Below are 20,667 nucleotides of genomic sequence, written 5' to 3'. Positions count from 1 at the left end.
CGGTTCAGTGGTTGAGGATCTTGGACAGGAAGTCCTGGGCCCTCGGGGACTGCGGGTTGGTGAAGAACGTCTCGGGCTCGGCCGTCTCGACGATGCGTCCGCCGTCCATGAAGACCACCCGGTTGGCCGCCCGGCGGGCGAAGCCCATCTCGTGGGTGACGACGACCATGGTCATGCCCTCACGGGCCAGCGACGTCATGACGTCGAGGACCTCGTTGATCATCTCGGGGTCGAGCGCCGACGTCGGCTCGTCGAAGAGCATGACCTTGGGGTCCATCGCCAGGGCGCGGGCGATCGCCACGCGCTGCTGCTGACCCCCCGAGAGCTGGGCCGGGTACTTGTCGGCCTGCGCCGTCACACCGACGCGCTCGAGCAGCTCGCGGGCCCGCTTCTCGGCGTCGGCCTTCGACTGCTTGCGCACCTTGATCGGCCCGAGGGTGACGTTCTCGAGGATGGTCTTGTGCGCGAAGAGGTTGAAGCTCTGGAACACCATGCCGACGTCGGCGCGCAGGCGGGCCAGCTGCTTGCCCTCCTCGGGCAGCCGCTCGCCGTCGATGGTGATCTCGCCCTTCTCGATCGGCTCGAGGCGGTTGATGGTGCGGCACAGCGTCGACTTGCCCGAGCCCGACGGGCCGATGACGACGACGACCTCGCCGCGGGCGATGTCGAGGTCGATGTCCTGCAGGACGTGCAGTTCACCGAACCACTTGTTGACGCCGGACAGGCGGACGAGAGGCTCTCCGTTCGGACGGCTGGTCACCCTGGGGACCCTAAGGGGAGGAGGTCGCGGTTCCCGCACCGTGGGATCACGAAGGCGTAACGAAGGCGTCTTCTTCCCCCGGCCGGGGCACCGCGGGGCCGAATCAGCCGGGTCCTTGTCGGCGTCCGGGCCGTGGGGCATGCTGACGCGGCCGCGGGGGACCGGTAGAGGCGTCCCGCACCCGCGAGCCGACACGAGCGGATTCTCAGCATGCGCATCGTCCTGCGGTTGGTCACGGTTCTGGCCGTCTTCCTCGGTCTCACCCTGGTGGTGCTGCCGGTGTCCCGGGCGATCGAGTCCCCGGCGACGCTGGCGGACCGTCGACCGGTCGGCGTCGGAGCCGTCGAGCCCGGCTTCCCCATCGACTACCTCGGCGTCCTGTGGGACACGCGAGGCGCCGACGAGCATGCCGAGGATCAGGCCGAGGAGCACGGTGCGGTCCGGTTCCGCGTCGACGGCGCCTGGACGGCGTGGCACCCGCTGACCGAGGACGGCGCGCACGCCGAGGGGCAGTGGGCCAGCGCGCTGGTCCCGGCAGGTGACGCCGAGGCCTATCAGGTGCGAGGCATCCCCGCGCACGCCGGTGCTCCGCGCGCCGTGGCTCTCAACACCACCGACGGCCCGCTCGTGGAGGTGGGCCGTCGCCCGGCGGGCGGTGCCTCCGCCGTCGACAGCTGCGTCTCCCGAGCCGAGTGGAAGGCCGACGAGACCCTGCGGTTCGACGACCAGGGGAACGAGCTCTGGCCGACGGAGTTCCACCCCGTCCAGACGATGACGGTGCACCACACCGCCACGAAGAACGGGGACACGGACCCGGCCGCCACCGTACGGGCGATCTACCGCTACCACGCCGTCGACCGGGGATGGGGCGACATCGGCTACCACTACCTCATCGACGAGGCGGGCCTCGTGTACGAGGGGCGCTGGTCCGGGGCTGATCCGCAGACGGGCTCCCAGCCGTGCGCCACCGGCGGGGACGGCAGCGACTTCGCCCACGACGGCGGGAACGGGCTGGTCACCGCCGGGCACACCGGCGGCTACAACTCCGGCAACATGGGTGCCGCACTGCTCGGCGACTTCACCACCCATCCCAGGAACGGCGCCGAGCCGGCCGCTCCGGCGGTCGACGCGCTGGAGCGCCTGCTCGCCGAGTTCGCATCCCGCCACCAGCTGGACCCGCACGCCGTCGTCGACTACGTGAACCCCGTGGACGGTGCGACCAACACCGTCGACATGATCTCCGGGCACCGGGACTGGACGTCGACGGAGTGCCCCGGCGAACGCCTCTACGCCCAGCTCCCCGCGATCCGGGACGCCGTCGCCGCACAGAAGGCGACCCTCTCGGTGTCGGTCACGAGCCCGGCGGACGGCGCCACGGTCGCGGGCACGATCAGCGTGGCGGCCGAGGCGCCCGGCGCGACCGGCGTCACCTTCTCCGTCGGTGGGGCGGAGGTCGCCGGAACCCTCACGAACGGGGTCTGGTCGGTCTCGTGGGACACGACGGCTGCCGCGGAGGGTGCACACACGGTGACCGCATCGGCCACCGACGGGACGTCGACCGCCACGGACAGCATCGCCGTCGTCGTCGACAACGTCGCCGACCCCGTCGTCAAGCTGACCGGTCCGGCCGACGGGGCCACCCTCACGGGGTCCGTCGACGTCACCGCGGACCCGACCGGCACCGAGGGGGTGGCGCGCATCGACTTCTCCCTGGACGGCAAGGTGATCGTGACCGACACGACGTCGGCGGACGGCTGGACGTGGTCATGGGACACCGTCGGGGACGCGGAAGGGGCACACGTCCTGACCGCGACCGTGGTGGACACCGCCGGCCAGCAGAGCAGCGACTCCCGGTCGGTGACGGTCGACAACGTCACCGTCGGCTCGGTGACCCCCAGCTCCGGGAAGCAGGGCACGACGGTGCAGGTCGTCATCACCGGCACCGGTTTCGCCTCGGGCGCCACGGTGGACCTGCAGAACGGGGAGGGCACCGAGCCCGTGGTCTCCGGCGTGAGCGTGGCCTCGGACGGCACGTCGCTCACGGCGACGTTCACGATCGGCAAGACGTCCGGACCGCGGAAGGACCGGCCGTGGGACATCGCGGTCATCAACCCCGACGGCACGTCCGCCGTCCTCGTGGACGGCTTCACCGTCCTGCGCTGATCCCGCCTCCCGCCCGCGCCCTCCGCGGCGGGCGGGAGCGGACAAGCCCGTGCGACCGGCCGGGGCGCGTGCCCGCGCTCCGTACGATGCAGGGGTGTCAGCGGCGAGGACCTACCGGGTGCGCACCTACGGGTGCCAGATGAACGTGCACGACTCCGAGCGCCTGTCCGGCCTGCTCGAGGATGCCGGCTACACCGCCGCCGCCGAGGGGGACGACGCCGACGTCGTCGTCCTCAACACCTGCGCAGTACGGGAGAACGCCGACAACCGCCTCTACGGCAACCTCGGCCACCTGCGCCCGGTCAAGGACGCCCACCCGGGTATGCAGATCGCCGTCGGCGGCTGCCTGGCGCAGAAGGACCGCGGCGAGATCGTCCGCCGCGCCCCGTGGGTCGACGTGGTCTTCGGCACCCACAACGTCGGTTCGCTGCCGGCGCTGCTCGACCGGGCCCGGCACAACGCCGAGGCGCAGGTGGAGATCGTGGAGTCCCTCGAGGTCTTCCCGTCGACGCTGCCGGCCAAGCGCGACTCCGCCTACTCCGGCTGGGTGTCGATCAGCGTCGGCTGCAACAACACCTGCACGTTCTGCATCGTCCCGGCGCTGCGCGGCAAGGAGAAGGACCGTCGTCCCGGCGAGATCCTCGCCGAGGTGCAGGCCCTGGTCGACCAGGGCGTGCTCGAGGTGACCCTGCTCGGTCAGAACGTGAACGCCTACGGCGTGGAGTTCCGCGACAGCGGCGCCTTCGCCGACCTGCTGCGCTCGGCCGGCCGGATCGACGGCCTGGAGCGGATCCGGTTCACCAGCCCGCACCCGCGCGAGTTCACCGACGACGTCATCGACGCGATGGCCGAGACGCCCGCCGTGTGCCACCAGCTGCACATGCCGCTGCAGAGCGGCTCCGACGACGTGCTCCGCCGCATGCGCCGCGGCTACCGGCAGGAACGCTACCTCGGCATCATCGACCGGGTCCGCGCCGCCATGCCCGACGCGGCGATCACCACCGACATCATCGTCGGCTTCCCCGGCGAGACCGAGGAGGACTTCGAGCAGACCCTCGAGGTCGTCCGGCAGGCCCGCTTCGCCAGCGCCTTCACCTTCCAGTACTCCAAGCGCCCGGGCACGCCGGCCGCGGAAATGGACGGCCAGCTGCCCAAGGAGGTCGTCCAGGAGCGGTACCTGCGGCTCACCGCGCTGCAGGACCAGATCAGCTGGGACGAGAACCGCGCACTCATCGGAGGCAAGGTCGAGCTGCTCGTCGCCTCGGGCGAGGGCAGCAAGGACGCCGCGCGGGGCCGGCTCTCCGGTCGCGCGCGCGACGGCAGGCTCGTGCACTTCACGGCCGCCGACGGGATCCGGCCCGGCGACGTCGTCGAGACGGTCATCACCGAGGCCGCGCCGCACCACCTGGTCGCCGACGGCGTCCTGCTGTCGCACCGCCGCACCCGGGCCGGGGACGCGAGCGAGGCGGGCACCCGCCCGACGACGCCGGGTGTCTCCCTCGGCATGCCGCGGATCGGCGTCCCGGACCCGCTGCCGGTCCTCACGACCGGCTGCTGAACCCGGCGACGGGATGCCGGAGGCGGCTACCAGGCCTGTCCGGGGGCGTAGGTGCCGAAGCTCCACTCCCCGCCCTCGGGGTCCAGCAGCCGCGGGCGACGCGTCCCCCACCCGGTGTCCTCCGGCGGGATGACCGGAGTGCCGCCGGCGGCCGTCCCCCGGTGGAACCGGTCGTCCACCGCGGCGGCGTCGTCCAGCACGAGGTACAGGCCGCCGCCGGTCGAGGCTCCCACCAGGGGTGGCCGCCGGTAGTCGGCGTCGTAGCTCGCGACCATCAGGACGACGTCGTCGCAGCGCACCTCGGCGTGCGCCACCGTGCCGTCCGGCGCATCGCTGCGGCGGACGACGTCGAAACCGATCGCCTGCAACCACTCCAGCGCCGCGGGCGCGTCGCGGTAGCTGAGGTAGGCGGCCAACCGTGCTGCCATGCGCCGGACGGTAGCGAAACGGCCCCGCTGCCCGGAACCTCCGCGGACGCGGGCGGTGGGGCAGCGGGGCCGGTCCTGGTTCTCAGCGGCGGGCGGACTTCTCCGCCTCGGCCAGCCACTCCTGCCGGGTGGCCAGGTTGGCCCGGGCCTCGTCGATCCGGCGCTCGTCGCCCGCCGCCTCGGCCTTGGCCAGCTGCTCCTCGGCCTTGGTCACCGCGGCCCGCATGGACGTGACCATGGGGTTCTCCGGCGCGACGCGGACCCGGCCGGCGTCGGCGGCGCCCCGCACCTTCTCCTCGACGGCCTGCATGCGGTCCTCCAGCGAACGCATGGCGCCGCGCGGCACGTGACCGATGGCGTCGTAGCGCTCCTGGATCTTCCGCAGCGCGTTCTGGGCGCCGCGCAGGTCCTTGCTCGGGTCGAGCTTCTCCGCCTCGGCGAGCAGCTCCTCCTTGGCCTGCTGGTTGGCGACCTGCTCGGCGTCGCGGGCCTTGTCCTGCTCGGCGCGCGCGTTGAAGAAGACGTCCTGGGCGGCCCGGAACTCCTTCCACAGGTCGTCGTCACCGTCGCGGCCGATGCGGGGGATGGCCTTCCAGCGGTCCATCAGCGAGCGCATGGCGGCGCTGGTCGGGCCCCAGTCGGTCGAGGTCGCCAGGCGCTGCGCCTCCTTGATCAGCTCCTGCTTCGCCGCGCGGGATTCGCCGCGCTGGGCGTCGAGCTGGGCGAAGTGGCTGCCGCGGCGGCGGCCGAAGGCGTCGCGGGCGGCGGCGAACCGCGACCACAGCGCCTCGTCGGTCTTCCGGTCGATGCCGCGGATGGTCTTCCACTCCTCGACGATCGCCTTGAGGCGGTCGCCGGAGGCCTTCCAGGACGTCGACTCCGCGGCGATCTGCTCCGCCTCGGCGGCCAGCGCCTCCTTGCGCGCGACCTGCGCGGCGCGGGCGGCGGCCTTCTCGGCGCGGAACTCGGCGGTGGCGGACTCGGCGGTCTCCACCATCGCCCGGGCGCGGGCGGCCAGCCCGTCGAGGTCACCGACGGCGGCGGCGGTGGGGATGGACTCGGCGAGCTCCTGCGCCTTGTTCCGGATCTCGCCCGGGTTGCCGGTGTGCGCCTTGAGGCGCGCCTCGAGCAGCGAGACCTCGGTGGCGAGGTCGTCGTACCGGCGGCCGTAGTGGGCCAGCCCGGCCTCGGCGTCGCCGGCCTGCCACGAGCCCACGGCGCGCTCGCCGTCGGCGGTGCGCACGTGGACCGTGCCGTCGGCGTCGACGCGGCCCCACTTCGTCGGGTCGCTCACCACCCGCTCGGCCGGAGGGGCCGACGGTGCCGGGGCGGGGGTCGGGACGTGCGCCGGTGCCGACGGCGTCGGGCCAGGCACCGGCGGGGTCGGCACCGGGCCCGGGGCCGGGGCCGGCTCGGCAACCGCGGCCGGCTCGGCGACCGCGGCCGGCTCGGCGACCGCGGCCGGCTCGGCGACCGGGGCCGGCTCGGCGACCGGGGCCGGCTCGGCAGCCGGGGCGCCGTCAGTGGGGTCGGCGAGGGCCGCGTCCGCAGGTGTGGGCGCCGCCGGCGTACCGGCCGCGGGGGTCACCGCGTCGGAGCTGCCTGTCTCCTGCGGCGCCTCCGGGACGGTCGTCTCGAGGGTCTCCGCAACCGGCGGAGCTTCCTGCTGCACCCCGGTGCCGGGGTTGTCCGTGCTCGACACGTCCGGAAGTGTCCCACGTCCCATCGGCGACACTGCTGCCGTGACCACCGTTCCGCACGGCCGGGCCCGCTCCTCGGCCGCTGTCGCCTTCTGCCCGAGTCCGCCGCTGCTGCTCCCGGCGGTGGAGGGACGGGCAGCCCCGGAGACCGTCGCCCTGCGGAACGCGTGCAGCGAGGCGGTCACCGCGCTGCTCGAAGCGGCACCGGACGTCGTCGTCGTCGTCGGCGACGGCCCGGCGCCGGGGGAGCGGTTCGGCGTCGGCGACGGGGGCGACCTGCACGGGTACGGCGTCGACCTCGACGTCCCCCTCGACGGCTGGGTGCGACCGGGCGGGCGCACGATGCCGCTCGCGCACACCGTGGGCGCGTGGCTGCTGGAGGAGGCATCGTTCGCCGGTACGCGGGTCGGCGTCGGGCCGGCCGACCTCGGCGAGCTGCTGCGCGACCTGCCCGCGACCGTGGGCGTCCTGGCCATGGGGGACGGGTCCGCGCGGCGCACGGTGAAGGCTCCCGGATACCTGGACCCGGCGGCGGAGCCGTTCGACGCCCGGGTGTCGGCCGCGCTGGCCGACGGGGACGCCGCGGCGCTGTCCGCGCTCGACCCGGAGGAGGGGGAGCGGCTGCTCGCCGCCGGGGTGCCCACGTGGCGCGCGGTCGGGGCGGCGTTTTCCGGGCGGCACGTGACGGCGCGGCTCCGCCACGACGCGGCCCCCTTCGGCGTGGGCTACCTCGTGGCCGATTGGGTGGTGGCGTGACCGACGCCCCGCCGGTGGTCGCCGTCGTCGGGCCGACGGCGACCGGGAAGACGGCGCTCGCCGTCGCCCTGGCCCAGCGGCTGGGCGGTGAGGTGGTGAACGCCGACTCGATGCAGCTCTACCGCGGGATGGACATCGGCACCGCGAAACCCGACGTCGCCGAGCGCGGCGGGGTGCCGCACCACCTGCTCGACCTGTGGCACGTGCGCCAGCCGGCCTCGGTCGCCGAGTACCGGCTGCGGGCACGGGCCGAGATCGACCGGCTGCGGGCGGCCGGGACCACGCCGTTCCTCGTCGGCGGCTCGGGCCTCTACGTCCGCGCCGTGCTGGACGAGCTCGACTTCCCGGGCACCGACCCGGCGGTCCGCGCGCGCCTGGAGGCGGAGCTCGCCGCCGTGGGCCCGGCCGAGCTGCACGCCCGCCTGGCCGGCCTGGACCCGGCCGCCGCGGCCGCGGTGCTGCCCGGCAACGGTCGCCGGATCGTCCGCGCGCTGGAGGTCATCGAGCTGACCGGCGGCCCGTTCCGGGCGGTGCTGCCCGAGCCGAGCCCGCACTACGAGGCCGTCACCATCGGCCTGGACCGGGAACCGGCCGAGCTGGACGAGCGGGTGGCCCTCCGGGTGGACCGGATGTGGGCGGCCGGTTTCGTCGACGAGGTCGCGGCCCTGGCTGCCGACGGGCTGCGCGAGGGGCCGACGGCATCGCGCGCGCTCGGGTACGCGCAGGTGCTGGCGCAGTTCGACGGCACGCTGACCGCTGACGAGGCCCGCGAGCGCACGGTCACCACCACCCGCCGGTTCGTCCGCCGGCAGCGCTCCTGGTTCCGGCGGGATGCCACCACCACCTGGCTCGACGCCGCCCGGCCCGACCTGGTCGAGGCCGCCGCTGCGGTGATCACCGCCCGTACGATCGGCGCGTGACCTCCTCGCCCCGCGTGCTGATCGGGCACGGCACCGAGAACGACTTCGTGGTGCTGCCCGACCCCGACGGCACGGTGTGGCCGGGGGACCGGCTGGACGCGGCGATGGTGCGACGGCTGTGCGAGCGCCGCGCGGGGCTCGGCGGCGACGGCGTGCTGCGGCTGGTCCGCAGCACGCACGTGCCCGACGCGCCGGAGGTGCTGGGGGAGGACCTCGACCGCTGCGAGTGGTTCATGGACCACCGCAACGCCGACGGCTCCCACGCCGAGATGTGCGGCAACGGCATCCGGCTGTTCCTGCACGCCCTGATCAGCGAGGGCCTGGTCGAGCGGGCCGCGTGCGAGCAGGGCCTGCTGGTCGGCACCCGTGGCGGCCCCCGTCGGGTCGGCGCGGCACCGGACGGTGGCTACTGGGTGGACATGGGGCCGGCGCGCGCGTTCGGCCGCGGGACCGCGCAGCTCGGCGGTCGCTCGTTCCCCGGGATCGCCGTCTCGATGGGCAATCCGCACCTTGCGGCGCTCACCGACGTCGACCTCGACTCCCTGGACCTGACGACGCCGCCGCGCTTCGACCCGCAGCTGTTCCCCGACGGGGTCAACGTCGAGCTGGTCAACGTGCTCGAGCCCGCGGCGCACGTGCGGCTGCGGGTGTTCGAGCGCGGGGTGGGCGAGACCCGCTCGTGCGGCACCGGGGCCTGCGCGGTGGCCTACGCGGCGCTCGTCGCCGAGGGCCGCACCGAGGGCACCGTCGTCGTCGACGTCCCCGGCGGGCGCCTGACGGTGCAGGTCGGAGTGCGGACCACGGTGCTCACCGGGCCCGCCGTCCTGGTGTCGGCGGGCGTGCTGTGCCCGGAGTGGCTGTCCGCCTGAGGGGCCTGCGGACCGGCGGTCGCCCCCGCCGGGATGCATCGGGGGAGCCGGTGCGTTGTACCCGGCGATGACAACTCAGGTGACCCGCGCGCGGGACCGTGCCACGCTGGACCCGATGACGACCGCTGCTGACGCTCCGCTCGACGACGAGCAGACCCCCTCGACCCGCCCTGCCCCGGCCGGGCAGTGGGACGAGCCCGACGACTCCACCGGCTCCTACGCACTCGAGGCCCGTGGGGCGCTGCGTCGCGTCGCCGGCCTCTCCACCGAGCTCGCCGACGTCACCGAGGTCGAGTACCGGCAGCTGCGGCTCGAGCGCGTCGTGCTGGTGGGCGTGTGGACCGAGGGGACGCAGGCCGCCGCCGACCGCTCCCTCGCCGAGCTCGCCGCACTGGCCGAGACCGCCGGCTCGGAGGTCCTCGAGGCGGTCAGCCAGCGCCGCGACAAGCCGGACGCCGCCACCTACGTGGGCTCGGGCAAGGCGAACGAGATCCGCGACATCGTCGCGGCGACCGGCGCCGACACCGTGATCTGCGACGGTGAGCTGACCCCCGGCCAGCTCAACCAGCTGGAGAAGGTGCTCAAGGTCAAGGTGGTGGACCGCACCGCGCTGATCCTCGACATCTTCGCCCAGCACGCCACCAGCCGGGAGGGCAAGGCCCAGGTCGAGCTGGCGCAGATGCAGTACATGCTGCCGCGGCTGCGCGGCTGGGGTGAGTCGATGTCCCGGCAGGCCGGTGGTCGCGTCGCCGGTGGTGGCGGTATCGGTACCCGTGGTCCGGGTGAGACGAAGATCGAGACCGACCGTCGGCGGATCCGGTCGCGGGTGAGCAAGCTGCGGCGCGAGATCGCCGGCATGGCCACCGCCCGGGCCACCCAGCGGAACAGCCGTGATCGCAACGCCACCCCCAGCGTGGCCATCGCCGGCTACACCAACGCCGGCAAGTCCAGCCTGCTCAACCAGCTCACCGGCGCCGGCGTCCTGGTGGAGAACGCGCTGTTCGCCACGCTGGACCCGACGGTGCGCCGAGCTCAGGGGCCGGACGGCCGGGAGTACACGCTGACCGACACGGTGGGCTTCGTGCGGCACCTGCCGCACCAGCTGGTCGACGCCTTCCGCTCCACCCTGGAGGAGGTGGCCGCCGCCGACCTGCTGCTGCACGTCGTCGACGGCTCCGACCCCGATCCGCTGGGCCAGATCAACGCGGTGCACATCGTGCTGCAGGAGATCGACGCCTCCTCGGTGCCCGAGGTGATCGTGGTGAACAAGGTGGACGCGATGGGGGAGGAGGACATCCTCGCCCTTCGCCAGGCGCTGCCGGATGCCGTGTGGGTCTCGGCCCGCACGGGCCTCGGCATGGACGAGCTGCGTGCCCTCATCGCCGAGCGGCTGCCGCACCCGGACGTCGACGTCGACGTGCTGGTGCCCTACGAGCGGGGTGACCTCGTGGCGCGGGTCCACCGGGACGGCGAGGTGCTCAGCGAGCAGCACGAGGGCGAGGGCACGCGCCTGACGGCGCGGGTGGACGGCGCCCTGGCCGCAGCGCTGGAAGAGTTCGCCGCGCCGGTCGCCTGAGCGTGCGGCGGGCCCGGAAGCGGATCTCGATCCGGTTTCGGGCCGGTACGGTGGCCCGGTGACGAGGGGAGCGCTGCGGGAGGTGGATCTGCCCGGATCCCCGCCCGTGGTCTCGGCCGGCCGCCCGCCGTGGTGGCTGATGGCCGTCGCCCTCCTGCTGGGCGTCCTGGTCACGGCCGATCTGCTGAGCCGGGGGCGCCTGGAGCGCATGGACCTCCGCATGTCGGAGATCGTCAGCGACTGGGGGTTGAAGGACTCCGCCGCCTACCCCCTGGTCTGGGTGCTGACCCAGGTCGGCGGGCGGGTGACGATCCTCGTGGTCCTCGCCGGTCTCGTCGGCTACCTGGCCTGGCGCCGGGGCACGTGGGTGCCGGCGCTCCGCGTCCTGCTGGCGGTGGCGGTCCTGACCGCGGGCGTCTACGCGATCAAGTACGGCACGGGCCGGACCGCACCGGCGTTCCCGGGCTCGTACTTCTTCCACGCCGAGGGCGCCTCGTTCCCGTCGGGGCATGTGGCCAACGCCGTGCTCATGTGGGGAGTGGCCCGGTGGCAGGCGGTCCAGTACGGCCTGTCACCCACGATCCAGCGCACCTTCTGGTGGTTGAGCATCGCCGGACCGCTCGTCACCGGCGTCGCCATGGTCTCGCTGGACTTCCACTGGGTCACCGACGCCGTCGTGGGGGCCGCCGTCGGCATCGTGCTGTTGGGCGTGGTTCACGCACTGGACGCAACGGTCCTGTCACGCTGGGTATATGCCCATGAGGGATCCCGCACGACCTAGCCGCGCCTGGGGGCGCCGGCTCGTCGTGGCCACGGCGCTGGGCGGCGCCCTGGGGGTGGCGGCTCCAGCAGTGGCGGAGGAGACCGCTCCGTCGGCCGGCCCCTCGACCGTCCGGTGCTCCATCACCGACGCCCGGCTGGCCGAGCTGTCGGGGCTGGTCGTCGTCGGCGAGCAGACGCTGGCGCTCGACGACGGCGGCGACCAGGTCAGCGTCCTCGGCCTGGACTCCGCATGCCAGGTGGTCGACGTGCAGACCGCGCCGGTCGACCCCTACGACCCCGAGGACCTCGCGGTGGGCCCCGACGGTGCGGTCTGGGTCGCCGACATCGGCGACAACGACGCCAAGCGCCCGACCGTCGCGCTGCACGTCCTGCGGCCCGAGGGTCCCGCGCTGTACCGGCTCACCTATCCGGACGGACCGCACGACGCGGAGGCGTTGCTCCTCGCTCCGGACGGCACCCCGTACGTGGTGACCAAGGAGGTGCTCGGCTCCAGCGGTGTCTACCGGCCGGCGGGGGCGCTGGCCGACGGGGCGACCGTGCCCATGGAGCGGGTCGCGACGGTGAACGTGACCCTCACCGGCACGCCCGGCGGACCGGTCGGCCGGGCGGGGCAGCTCATGATCACCGGTGGGGCGGTCGCCTCGGACGGCAGCGCGCTGGCCTTGCGCACCTACACCGATGCCTACGTCTGGCCGCTGGTCGGTTCGGACGTGCCCGGCGCACTGGCGACCACCCCGGTCCGACTGGCCCTGCCGGAGTCGCCGCAGGGGGAGGCGATCAGCTTCAGCACCGACGCCCGGAGTCTCGTGATCGCGAGCGAGGGGCTCCCGATCGATGTGACCGAGGTTCCGCTGCCCACGGTGGTGAGTGCGGCGACGCCCGCGGCAGAGACCGAGGTCCCCGGCTTCGCCGCCCTGACCAGGGAGGGCTCACCGCTGCCGGCCGCTTTGCTGGCCGCGCTGGGCGCCACCATCGTCGTCTGGGTCGGCGGGCGGCTCATCCGCCGCTCCTGAGCTCAGGGCAGGGGATCCCAGCCCAGTTGCCGGCTGCACTCCGCCGCGGCTCGGGCGACCTGCTCGCCGTACACCGGCCACAGGCGCCGGGGGAACCGCTGCGACGGCAGTGACAGGCTCAGCGTCGCCACCGGCTGTCCGGGCTCGCTCAGGATCGCCGCGCCGACGGCCGCGACGTCCGGGTGCCTCGTGCCCACGGCGACCGCGTACCCGTGCCGGCGCACGCCCTCCAGTTCCTGCAGGATGGCCTCGACGTCGGTGTCGGTGTGGTCGGTGAGCGCCTCCAGCGGTGCTGCCCCCAGGAGTGCCGCCGCCTGTGCCGGCGGCATGGCGGCGAGCACTGCCTTACCGGATGCCGTCGTGTGCAGTGGCGCGCTCCGACCGACCTCGGTGTGGGTGCGCACCGGGTGTTCGCCCTCGATCTTGTCCAGGAGCACGATCCGGCGGTCCTCGGGCACCGAGAGGTGGACCGTCTCGCCGGTGGTGGCCGACAGCCCGTGCATCGCGGGCAGTGCGATGTGCCGGATCTCCTCCTGGCCCCGGTGTCGTGAGCCGATCGCCTGCGCCTTGGTGGTCAGCGACCACCGGGTGGGCTCCTCCGGGCTCGCCCGGATCCAGCCCAGCTCGCCGAGGGTGAGCAGCATCCGCTGAGCCGTGGACTTGGGCAGCTGCATGGCGCGCGAGAGCTCGCTGACGCCGACCGGCTGGCGTTCGGACACGGCCTCGAGGACGCCGAGCGCGACAGATACCGATCGCATGTGGTTGACGTCACTCCTGTCCGACCTTAACGTGGCGCCGGTCACACCGTGCCACCACGTGGCAAACCGTGCCACGTGGTGGCACGGTCGTCAAGTCGAAGTCGGGAGAACCACGTGTCAGATCCGGTTCGGCCCAGCGCGCTCGCGGGCGTGCGGGTCCTCGACCTCACGCAGGTCATGGCAGGCGCCTACTGCTCCATGCTGCTGGCGGACATGGGCGCCGACGTGATCAAGGTCGAGCGGCCCGAGGGTGGTGACGACACGCGCCGGATGTCGCGCGGGTCGGACGTGGAGCTCTCGCCGGCGTTCAACGCCATGAACCGCAACAAGCGCGGCCTCGCCGTCGACCTGAAGGACCCGCGGGGTGCCGAGGTGGTGCGCCGGCTGGCCCGGGACGCCGACATCCTCGTCGAGAACTTCCGCCCCGGGCTGCTGGAGCGCTTCGGACTCGGCCAGGAGGCCCTACGAGCTGAGAACCCGGCGCTCATCTACTGCTCCATCTCGGGCTTCGGCGCCACCGGCCCTTACGCCGGCCGGGGCGGCTACGACCTCGTCGCCCAGGCGATGAGTGGCCTGATGAGCATGACCGGCGAGGACGGAGGCGCGCCGGCGAAGGTGGGCGTCCCGATCTGCGATCTGAACGCCGGCGTCTTCGCCGCGTACGGCGTGCTGTCGGCCTACATCCACCGCCTGAAGACCGGCGAGGGTCAGTTCGTCGACACCTCGCTGCTCGAGGCGGGCATCGCCTACACCGTCTGGGAGACGGCCATGTTCTTCGCCACTGGAGAGGTCGCCCGGCCCATGGGCTCGGCGCACCGGTTGTCCGCGCCGTACGAGGCGCTCCCCACCGCGGACGGCTGGATCGCCATCGGCGCGGCCAACCAGCGCAACTGGGAGCGGCTGTGCGGCACCCTCGGGCTTTCGACGCTGCTCGAGGATCCCCGGTTCGCCGACAATCCCGCGCGGATGAAGCACCGCATCGAGCTGGCCGGGGAGCTGGCGACGACGCTGCGCCGGCGAACCACCGCCGAGTGGCTGGAGGTCCTCGGCGCGGCCGCGGTGCCGAGCGGCCCGCTGTACGACATCGAGCAGGTCTACGCCGATCCGCACGTGCAGGCGCGGGAGATGGTCGTGCAGACGGTGCACCCGCGGATGGGCACCGTCCGCCACATCGGCTCCCCGGTGAAGCTCTCGGCCACCCCCTCCGCCGTCCTCCGCCCGGCGCCGCTGCTCGGGCAGCACAGCCGCGAGGTCCTGGCCGGATCCGGGTTTGCCGCCGCGGAAATCGATGAGCTGATCACCGCCGGCGTGCTGCTGAGCACCCCCACCGGCGAGGACCCGGGGGAGTTGTCCTCCAGCCCCACACGTCCCTTCCAGCCGACGGAGGCCTCGGCATGACGCACCTCGTGTTGTCCCGACTCACCAAGAGCTTCGGCGCGGCCCCCGTCGTGGACGGGGTCGACCTGTCCATCCAGGAGGGCGAGGCCGTGGTTCTTCTCGGGCCGTCCGGCTGCGGGAAGACCACGTGCCTGCGCATGATCGCCGGTTTCGAGCGGCCCGACTCCGGGGAGATCCGGCTCCGCGACCAGGTGCTCGTCGGCGGGCGGACGTTCGTCCCGCCGGAGCGCCGCCGCATGTCGGTGGTGTTCCAGAGCTACGCGCTGTGGCCGCACCTCAGCGTGCGGGAGAACGTCGGCTACGGGCCGACGACGGCCAAGGTGGGCCGGACGGAGGTCCGCCGGCGCACCGACGAGGCGCTCGCCATGGTGCAGCTCGACGGTCTCGCCGACCGCTACGCCCACCAGCTCTCCGGCGGGCAGCAGCAGCGCGTCGCGCTGGCCCGCGCGCTGGTCAACGACCCCGCGCTGCTGCTGCTGGACGAGCCGCTGTCCAACCTCGACACGCGGCTGCGCGAGGAGATGCGCTCGGAGATCAAGCGGATCCACCGGTCGCTGGGGGTGACGATGGTCTACGTCACCCACGACCAGGCCGAGGCGCTGTCGCTGGCCGACCGGCTCGTCGTCATGCACTCGGGGCGGATCGTGCAGGTCGGAGCACCCGAAGATGTCTACCGGCATCCACGGACGAGCTTCGTCGCGCGCGCCCTGGGGGCGACGAACCTGCTGCCTGCCACGGCGTGCGGACCGTCGTCCCCCGAGGGGGTTCCCCTCCGGCTGCCCGGGGGGATCACGGTGACCGCTCCGCGGCCGGCGGACGTGGCCGTGCAGGCGGGGGACGTGGTTGCCGTGTCGATCCGTCCGGTCGACCTGCGCCTCAGCTCGGGAAGCCCCGGTGCCGCGGGTGCCGCTCGGGTCAGCGAGGCGCTGTTTTTCGGAGACCACGTGCAGTACGCCGTCGACCTGCCCGGGCTCGCCGAGCCGCTGAAGACGACCGGGCCCAGCCTGGGGCGTTTCGACGTCGGTCAGGACGTCGTGGTCCAGGTGGACGGCACCGCGGTCGCCATCGTCAGTGATGGCCCGGGCAGCCCCGTCCTGGGCCAGGACGACCACCATCCAGGCTCCTCCGCCACCGCGGGGGCCCCGCTTCCCCCAGCTCCGGCCGGGCGGTCCGCCGCGTGACCGGGTTCCGTCGCTCCGCCGTTCGTCCACCCTCCGCGCACGTCCGTCCGAGAAGAGGCACCGTGTCCATCCGTCCCACCGCCCGCCGCAGGAACGCCCTGTTCGCCGTTCCCTTGTCCGCCGTCCTCCTCGCCGGGTGCGGCGACGGCTCCGAGCCGGCCGCCGGCGGCGGCGGCGGAAGCGGGGGCGAAGCCGCCGGCATCGAGGGCATCAGCGAGGACCTCATCGCCGCAGCCCAGGAGGAGGGTGGCGTCGTCATCTACGCCGGCGGCCACACCCGTCCAGGCGTCGAGCTGCTCCAGCAGCGCATGCAGGAGCTCTTCGACATCGAGGTGACGTTCACCCGGGAGGACTCCGGCGCGGTCGCCAACTCCATCTCCGCGGAACTGGCCAGCGGATCCCTCAACGCCGACGTGGTCAGCCTGACCGATCCGGACACGCTCCAGCAGTGGGCGGACGAGGGGGTCATCACCGACGCCGACATCCCCAACGTAGACAAGATCATCGACGGCCTGGACAACCCCGACAACCCGCAGGTGCCCTACAGCCTCGTGCCGCTCGGGATCATGTACAACGGCGCCACCACCGACCCCGCGGACCTGCCGACCACCTGGGAGGAGTTCGCGTCCTCGGCCCAGGGCACGATCGTGAGTGCCGATCCGGGCGCGTCCGGCACCGCGCTGGCGTTCTACACGACGCTCACCGGTCTGTACGGAGAGGAGTGGCTCCAGCAGCTGTCCGAGCGGAACGTGATCGTGACCGACAGCAGCCTGGCTCTCGCGCAGCTGGTGCTCACCGGCGAGGCCGACATCGGTGTTCCGGCCATCGAGTCCGCGGTGCTCAGTGCGGCCGCGGAGGGGGAGCCGCTCGAGATCGCCTTCATGGAGGACGGCGTGCCGACCTTCACCAGCGAGCTGGCGTTGCTCGCCGACGCGCCGCGGCCCAACGCCGCGAAGTTGCTGATGCAGTACCAGCTGAGCGAGGACTTCCAGAACGCGCTGGTCGAGATCGGCGGCCGCAGCGTGCTCGACGGTGCTCCCCAGCCGGCAGAAGGCGCTGACCTGTCCAAGGCCACGCTCCTTCCCTCCGACCTCGAGGACATCGCTACCCGGGGAGACCAGGTGGTGGCCCGCTTCGCCGAACTGTTCAACCGATGAGCACGGACCCGCTACGGGCCGGCGCTCCCGCCGGCCCGCCGGGAGGGGGCGGATCGTGACCCTGAGCCACTCCGCGACCTCGACGGTGTCGGAGGCCGGTCCGCGCGCGCGGTCGGCCTCCGGCCCGGCCGGGGGGCCGACCCCCGGCCGGGCGCCGCGCCGCCGACGGTCGACCGGGTTCGAGCGCGCCATGCGGGTGGTGTGGACGCTGGCGCTGCTGGCCCTGGTCGGTTATCCGATCGCGCAGGTGTTCGGGCAGAGCATCGTGGCCGAGGACGGCGGCATCACCCTGTCCAACTACGCGTTGCTGGGCACCGAGCCCCAGTTGCTCGCGGCCATCCGCAACTCGCTCTGGATCGCCTGCGGCACCGTGCTGGGCAGCCTCCTCATCGGGCTGCCACTGGCGTGGTTCACCGTGCGCACGGACATGCCGATGCGGCGGTTCTTTCGCGGCAGCGCCGTCCTCACCTTCGCGGCCCCCAGTTTTATCGCCGCCCTGGGATGGGTGCTCCTTCTCGGGCCGCGCAACGGGGTGCTGAACACCACGCTGATGTCGATCTTCGGCCTGGAGGAGTCACCGTTCAACATATTCACGGCGTGGGGGATCATCTTCGTCCTGTCGCTGTTCCTCTACCCGTTGGTCTTCCTGCCCGTATCGGCGGCCTTGGAGGGGATCGACCCGGCGCTGGAGCACGCCGCGGCGAGTCTCGGTGCCTCCCGCTGGCGGGTACTGCGTACGGTCACGTTCCCCGTCATCGCGCCGGCCCTGATCGCCGGGGCGATCCTGGTATTCGTCTCCTCGGCGATCATCTTCGGCCCGGTGGCGATCCTCGGGGCTCCCACCGGTTTCCAGACCATCCCGACGGTGCTGCTGAGCCTCATGCAGTTCCCGCCCCGGATCGAGGTCGCCGCGGTCATCTCCGTGCCCATCCTCGTCATCATCGCGGCGCTGCTGCTGATCCAGCGAAAACTCGTGGGCGGGAGGCGTTTCACCGTCATCGGGGGAAAGCCGGGTCGGCAGGACGTCACGCACCTGGGGGCCGGTCGCTACCTGGCGGTGGCGTTCTGCACGGCCGTCGTGGGGCTGAGCCTGGTCCTGCCCTTCGGCATGCTGCTGGTGACGTCCTTCCGCAAGGCACTGGGCCGTCCCCTCGGGTGGGACAACTTCACCCTGACCGGCAACTACGAGGAGGTCTTCGGTCGGCCGCTGATCGCCGCGGCCATGGGGAACAGCTTCGCGCTGGCGATCGGCGGCACCCTCCTGGCGCTGCTCGTGGCGCTGCTCGCCTCGTGGCTGGTGCACCGCACCAAGGCACGCAGCAATGCGCTGATCGTCGGTGCCATGGCCGCTCCGCTGGCCTTTCCGGGGGCGGTCCTCGGTATCGGGCTGATCATCGCCTACGCCGCCCAGCCGTTCGGACTCGGCGGGACGCTCACCATCCTGCTCATCGCATACGCAGGCAGCGCCCTGCCGCTGACGTTCGCCTACGTCCACGCCGGCATGGGCCAGATCGGCGCCGAGGTGGAGGAGGCCTCTCGCGGCCTGGGCGCGTCTTGGGCGCGCACGTGGCGGCGGATCACGGTTCCGCTGCTGCGGCCCTCGCTGCTGGCCGCAGGTCTGCTCAACTTCGTCCTGCTCTTCCGGGAGCTGGAGATGTCGGTGTTCCTCTACACCGGCGCCAATCCCACGGTGGCCACGGTGCTCTACAACCTGGCCAGCGAGTCGCTCTACCAGCGGGTCGGCGCGCTCTCCGTGGTGATCCTGCTGATCAACATCGTGGTGACCGTGATCGCGATGCGGCTGCTCGATCGCAGGCCCGGCGAGTCCGCCAGGCGGTCCCGCCGATCCCCGTCCGTCGTCCTCGACACACCCCCGGAGGAAGCAGCATGACTGAGACCACCACAGATGTCGGCAGCGGCGTCCACCTGCGCTACGAGACGCCGCACATCGCCGTCCTGACCCTGGACTCCGAGCCGGCCAACACGTTCAGCTGGGAGAGCCGGCGATCCTTCATGCGGGCGCTGGACATCCTCGACGCCGACGAGAACGTCCGGTGCCTCGTCATCACCGGCGAGGGCCGTGCGTTCACGGCAGGGGCCCAGCTGCGCGAGGACCAGTTCATGTCCGACGAGCAGCTCACCGACTACCTCGCCGAGTTCAGTCGTGTCCTCAACGGGGTGCAGCACTTCCGTGCGCCGGTCATCGCTGCGATCAACGGGGCCACGGTGGGTGGTGGCCTGGAGTTCGCCCTGTGCGCCGACATCCGGATCGCCTCGACGGACGCGTTCTTCGTCGCCGCGGGGGTGAACGTCGGCCTCATCGTCAGCTTCTGGCGCCTGCCGCGCGTCATCGGGCTGGGGCCGGCCAAGGAGATCCTGCTGACCGGGGCCCGGTACACCGCCGAGCAGGCCCTCAACTGGGGGCTGGTGACCGAGGTCCACGAGCCGGCGGATCTGATGCCGGCGGCCCTGGCGAAGGCGCATCGGATCGCGACCCGTGCGCCGCTGTCGGTGGAGGTCACCAAGGAGGCGGTGACCAAAGCCTTCGAGATGGACTTCGGCGAGGGACAGGCCCTGCAGACCAGGCGCTTCCTGGAGATGTTCCGGACCGAGGACCATCAGGAGGCGCTGAGCGCCTTCTTCGAGAAGCGTGACGGGAACTACCAGCGTCGCTGAGACTCGCCGCACGACCCGACGGCTGACGGCGGCCTCGTCCCTGCGGGGGGCGGGGCCGCCGTCGGCCGTTGCGGTCAGACCCGGCGGAGCACCGAGACCACGCGGCCGAGGATCGTCGCCTCGTCACCCGGGATCGGCTCGTACGCCGGGTTGTGCGGCAGCAGCCACACGTGCCCGTCGCGGCGCTTGTAGGTCTTGACCGTGGCCTCGCCGTCGATCATGGCGGCGACGATCTCGCCGTTCTCCGCGGTCGGCTGCTGACGGACCACGACGTAGTCGCCGTCGCAGATGGCCGCCTCGACCATCGAGTCACCGACGACCTTGAGCATGAAGACGGTGCCCTCGCCGACGAGCTCGCGGGGGAGGGGGAACACGTCCTCCACCGCCTGCTCCGCGAGCACGGGACCACCGGCGGCGATGCGGCCGACCAGGGGGACGTAGGTCGGCGCCGCGGCCTGCTCGCCCTCGGCGGTCGCCGGACGCTCGACGGTCGGGGCGGTGCTGCGGCCGGTCTCGCCGGGCAGGCGGACGTCCAGCGCCCGGGGCCGGTTCGGATCGCGCCGCAGCCAGCCCTTCTTCTGCAGCACCGACAGCTGGTGCGCCACGGAGGATGCCGACGACAGGCCGACGGCCTCGCCGATCTCGCGGACCGACGGCGGGTAGCCGCGCCGCTCGATCGAGTCGCGGATGACCTCGAGGACCCGGCGCTGGCGTTGCGTCAGGCCGTCGCCGTCCGCGCTGCGGTCGGGAAACGTGCGGACCGAGGCCGAGGCGGCATCCGTCGTCCGCGTGTCGCCGGGGGTCCCGCTCGAGTCCGTCACGTGTCCTCCTCGTCGGCCGCCGCGCAGCCCGTGGCGTCTTCCGTCCCAGGGACCGTAGCGCCGATCGGGCCCCAGTTCAAACAGGTGTTCGAAAATTTCCCGTGCCCCGTCGCTTCTGTCGGCGTCATCCGGTAGACATCGGACAGGCGT

At 72.9% G+C, this 20,667-nt stretch carries 18 protein-coding genes; 13 read left to right on the top strand and 5 right to left on the bottom strand.

The genetic code is table 11. From position 1 onward, the window contains the following. Positions 1-4: 4 nt before the first annotated feature. Complete coding sequence (locus C5507_RS08105) at positions 5-760, bottom strand: amino acid ABC transporter ATP-binding protein (protein ID WP_104528022.1); 756 nt, start codon at positions 758-760, stop codon at positions 5-7. A 210-nt stretch (positions 761-970) separates the two neighbouring features. On the opposite strand from C5507_RS08105, the gene C5507_RS08100 reads away from it, so the two are divergent. Together C5507_RS08100 and miaB are read left to right on the top strand one after the other, a co-directional pair. After that, positions 971-2,923 (top strand): Ig-like domain-containing protein, encoded by a 1,953-nt coding sequence (locus C5507_RS08100; RefSeq protein ID WP_104528021.1) that lies wholly within the window; start codon positions 971-973, stop codon positions 2,921-2,923. 94 nt (positions 2,924-3,017) lie between these two features. Continuing rightward, positions 3,018-4,481 carry a tRNA (N6-isopentenyl adenosine(37)-C2)-methylthiotransferase MiaB gene (gene miaB, locus C5507_RS08095; protein WP_207225775.1) on the top strand — a complete coding sequence of 488 codons (1,464 nt, stop codon included), beginning with the start codon at positions 3,018-3,020 and terminating at the stop codon, positions 4,479-4,481. Positions 4,482-4,507: 26 nt separating this feature from the next. Here the strand turns inward: miaB and C5507_RS08090 are convergent, their stop codons facing one another. Beyond that, positions 4,508-4,909 (bottom strand): VOC family protein, encoded by a 402-nt coding sequence (locus C5507_RS08090; protein ID WP_104528019.1) that lies wholly within the window; start codon positions 4,907-4,909, stop codon positions 4,508-4,510. Positions 4,910-4,991: 82 nt separating this feature from the next. Beyond that, complete coding sequence (locus tag C5507_RS08085) at positions 4,992-6,611, bottom strand: DUF349 domain-containing protein (RefSeq protein ID WP_242611097.1); 1,620 nt, start codon at positions 6,609-6,611, stop codon at positions 4,992-4,994. A 40-nt stretch (positions 6,612-6,651) separates the two neighbouring features. Between C5507_RS08085 and C5507_RS08080 the strand changes: the two genes are divergently transcribed. From C5507_RS08080 to C5507_RS08055, 6 genes are all read left to right on the top strand, one after another. Continuing rightward, a complete protein-coding gene (locus tag C5507_RS08080; protein ID WP_104528017.1) occupies positions 6,652-7,365 on the top strand; it encodes a class III extradiol ring-cleavage dioxygenase family protein in 714 nt (237 codons plus the stop codon). Next, the gene (gene miaA, locus C5507_RS08075) at positions 7,362-8,285 is read left to right on the top strand and encodes a tRNA (adenosine(37)-N6)-dimethylallyltransferase MiaA (protein WP_207225773.1); all 924 of its coding nucleotides are present in this window, start codon (positions 7,362-7,364) and stop codon (positions 8,283-8,285) included. Before C5507_RS08080 ends, miaA begins: the two co-directional genes overlap by 4 nt. Beyond that, entirely contained in the window at positions 8,282-9,154 is an 873-nt protein-coding gene (dapF, locus tag C5507_RS08070) for a diaminopimelate epimerase (RefSeq protein ID WP_104528015.1), read from the top strand. Before miaA ends, dapF begins: the two co-directional genes overlap by 4 nt. A gap of 115 nt (positions 9,155-9,269) precedes the next feature. Beyond that, a complete protein-coding gene (hflX, locus tag C5507_RS08065; protein ID WP_207225771.1) occupies positions 9,270-10,730 on the top strand; it encodes a GTPase HflX in 1,461 nt (486 codons plus the stop codon). Between the two features lie 58 nt (positions 10,731-10,788). Further along, positions 10,789-11,511, top strand: a complete 723-nt coding sequence (locus tag C5507_RS08060) for a phosphatase PAP2 family protein (RefSeq protein WP_242611096.1) — start codon at positions 10,789-10,791, stop codon at positions 11,509-11,511. Beyond that, positions 11,483-12,526: an NHL repeat-containing protein gene (locus C5507_RS08055; protein WP_249027810.1), complete on the top strand. Its 1,044-nt coding sequence runs from the start codon at positions 11,483-11,485 to the stop codon at positions 12,524-12,526. The genes C5507_RS08060 and C5507_RS08055 overlap by 29 nt, the downstream gene beginning before the upstream one ends. Before the next feature lie 2 nt (positions 12,527-12,528). Here the strand turns inward: C5507_RS08055 and C5507_RS08050 are convergent, their stop codons facing one another. Then, positions 12,529-13,284: an IclR family transcriptional regulator gene (locus C5507_RS08050; protein ID WP_104528012.1), complete on the bottom strand. Its 756-nt coding sequence runs from the start codon at positions 13,282-13,284 to the stop codon at positions 12,529-12,531. 114 nt (positions 13,285-13,398) lie between these two features. On the opposite strand from C5507_RS08050, the gene C5507_RS08045 reads away from it, so the two are divergent. The 5 genes from C5507_RS08045 to C5507_RS08025 all read left to right on the top strand — a co-directional run bounded on the left by C5507_RS08045 (position 13,399) and on the right by C5507_RS08025 (position 19,696). Further along, positions 13,399-14,682, top strand: a complete 1,284-nt coding sequence (locus C5507_RS08045; protein ID WP_104528011.1) for a CaiB/BaiF CoA transferase family protein — start codon at positions 13,399-13,401, stop codon at positions 14,680-14,682. Then, the gene (locus C5507_RS08040; RefSeq protein WP_104528010.1) at positions 14,679-15,863 is read left to right on the top strand and encodes an ABC transporter ATP-binding protein; all 1,185 of its coding nucleotides are present in this window, start codon (positions 14,679-14,681) and stop codon (positions 15,861-15,863) included. The genes C5507_RS08045 and C5507_RS08040 overlap by 4 nt, the downstream gene beginning before the upstream one ends. Positions 15,864-15,925: 62 nt before the next feature. Next, entirely contained in the window at positions 15,926-17,020 is a 1,095-nt protein-coding gene (locus C5507_RS08035; RefSeq protein WP_158657546.1) for an extracellular solute-binding protein, read from the top strand. A gap of 55 nt (positions 17,021-17,075) precedes the next feature. After that, the gene (locus C5507_RS08030) at positions 17,076-18,911 is read left to right on the top strand and encodes an ABC transporter permease (protein ID WP_104528008.1); all 1,836 of its coding nucleotides are present in this window, start codon (positions 17,076-17,078) and stop codon (positions 18,909-18,911) included. Beyond that, positions 18,908-19,696, top strand: a complete 789-nt coding sequence (locus C5507_RS08025) for an enoyl-CoA hydratase/isomerase family protein (protein WP_104528007.1) — start codon at positions 18,908-18,910, stop codon at positions 19,694-19,696. Before C5507_RS08030 ends, C5507_RS08025 begins: the two co-directional genes overlap by 4 nt. 74 nt (positions 19,697-19,770) lie before the next feature. Here the strand turns inward: C5507_RS08025 and lexA are convergent, their stop codons facing one another. Further along, positions 19,771-20,517 (bottom strand): transcriptional repressor LexA, encoded by a 747-nt coding sequence (gene lexA / locus C5507_RS08020; protein WP_104528006.1) that lies wholly within the window; start codon positions 20,515-20,517, stop codon positions 19,771-19,773. Positions 20,518-20,667 lie beyond the last annotated feature (150 nt).

Source organism: Blastococcus saxobsidens (genome assembly GCF_002938435.1).
Taxonomy (GTDB): Bacteria; Actinomycetota; Actinomycetes; order Mycobacteriales; family Geodermatophilaceae; genus Blastococcus; species Blastococcus saxobsidens.
Note: the sequence above shows the minus strand (reverse complement) of the source record. Positions and strands in the feature narration are given on the sequence as shown.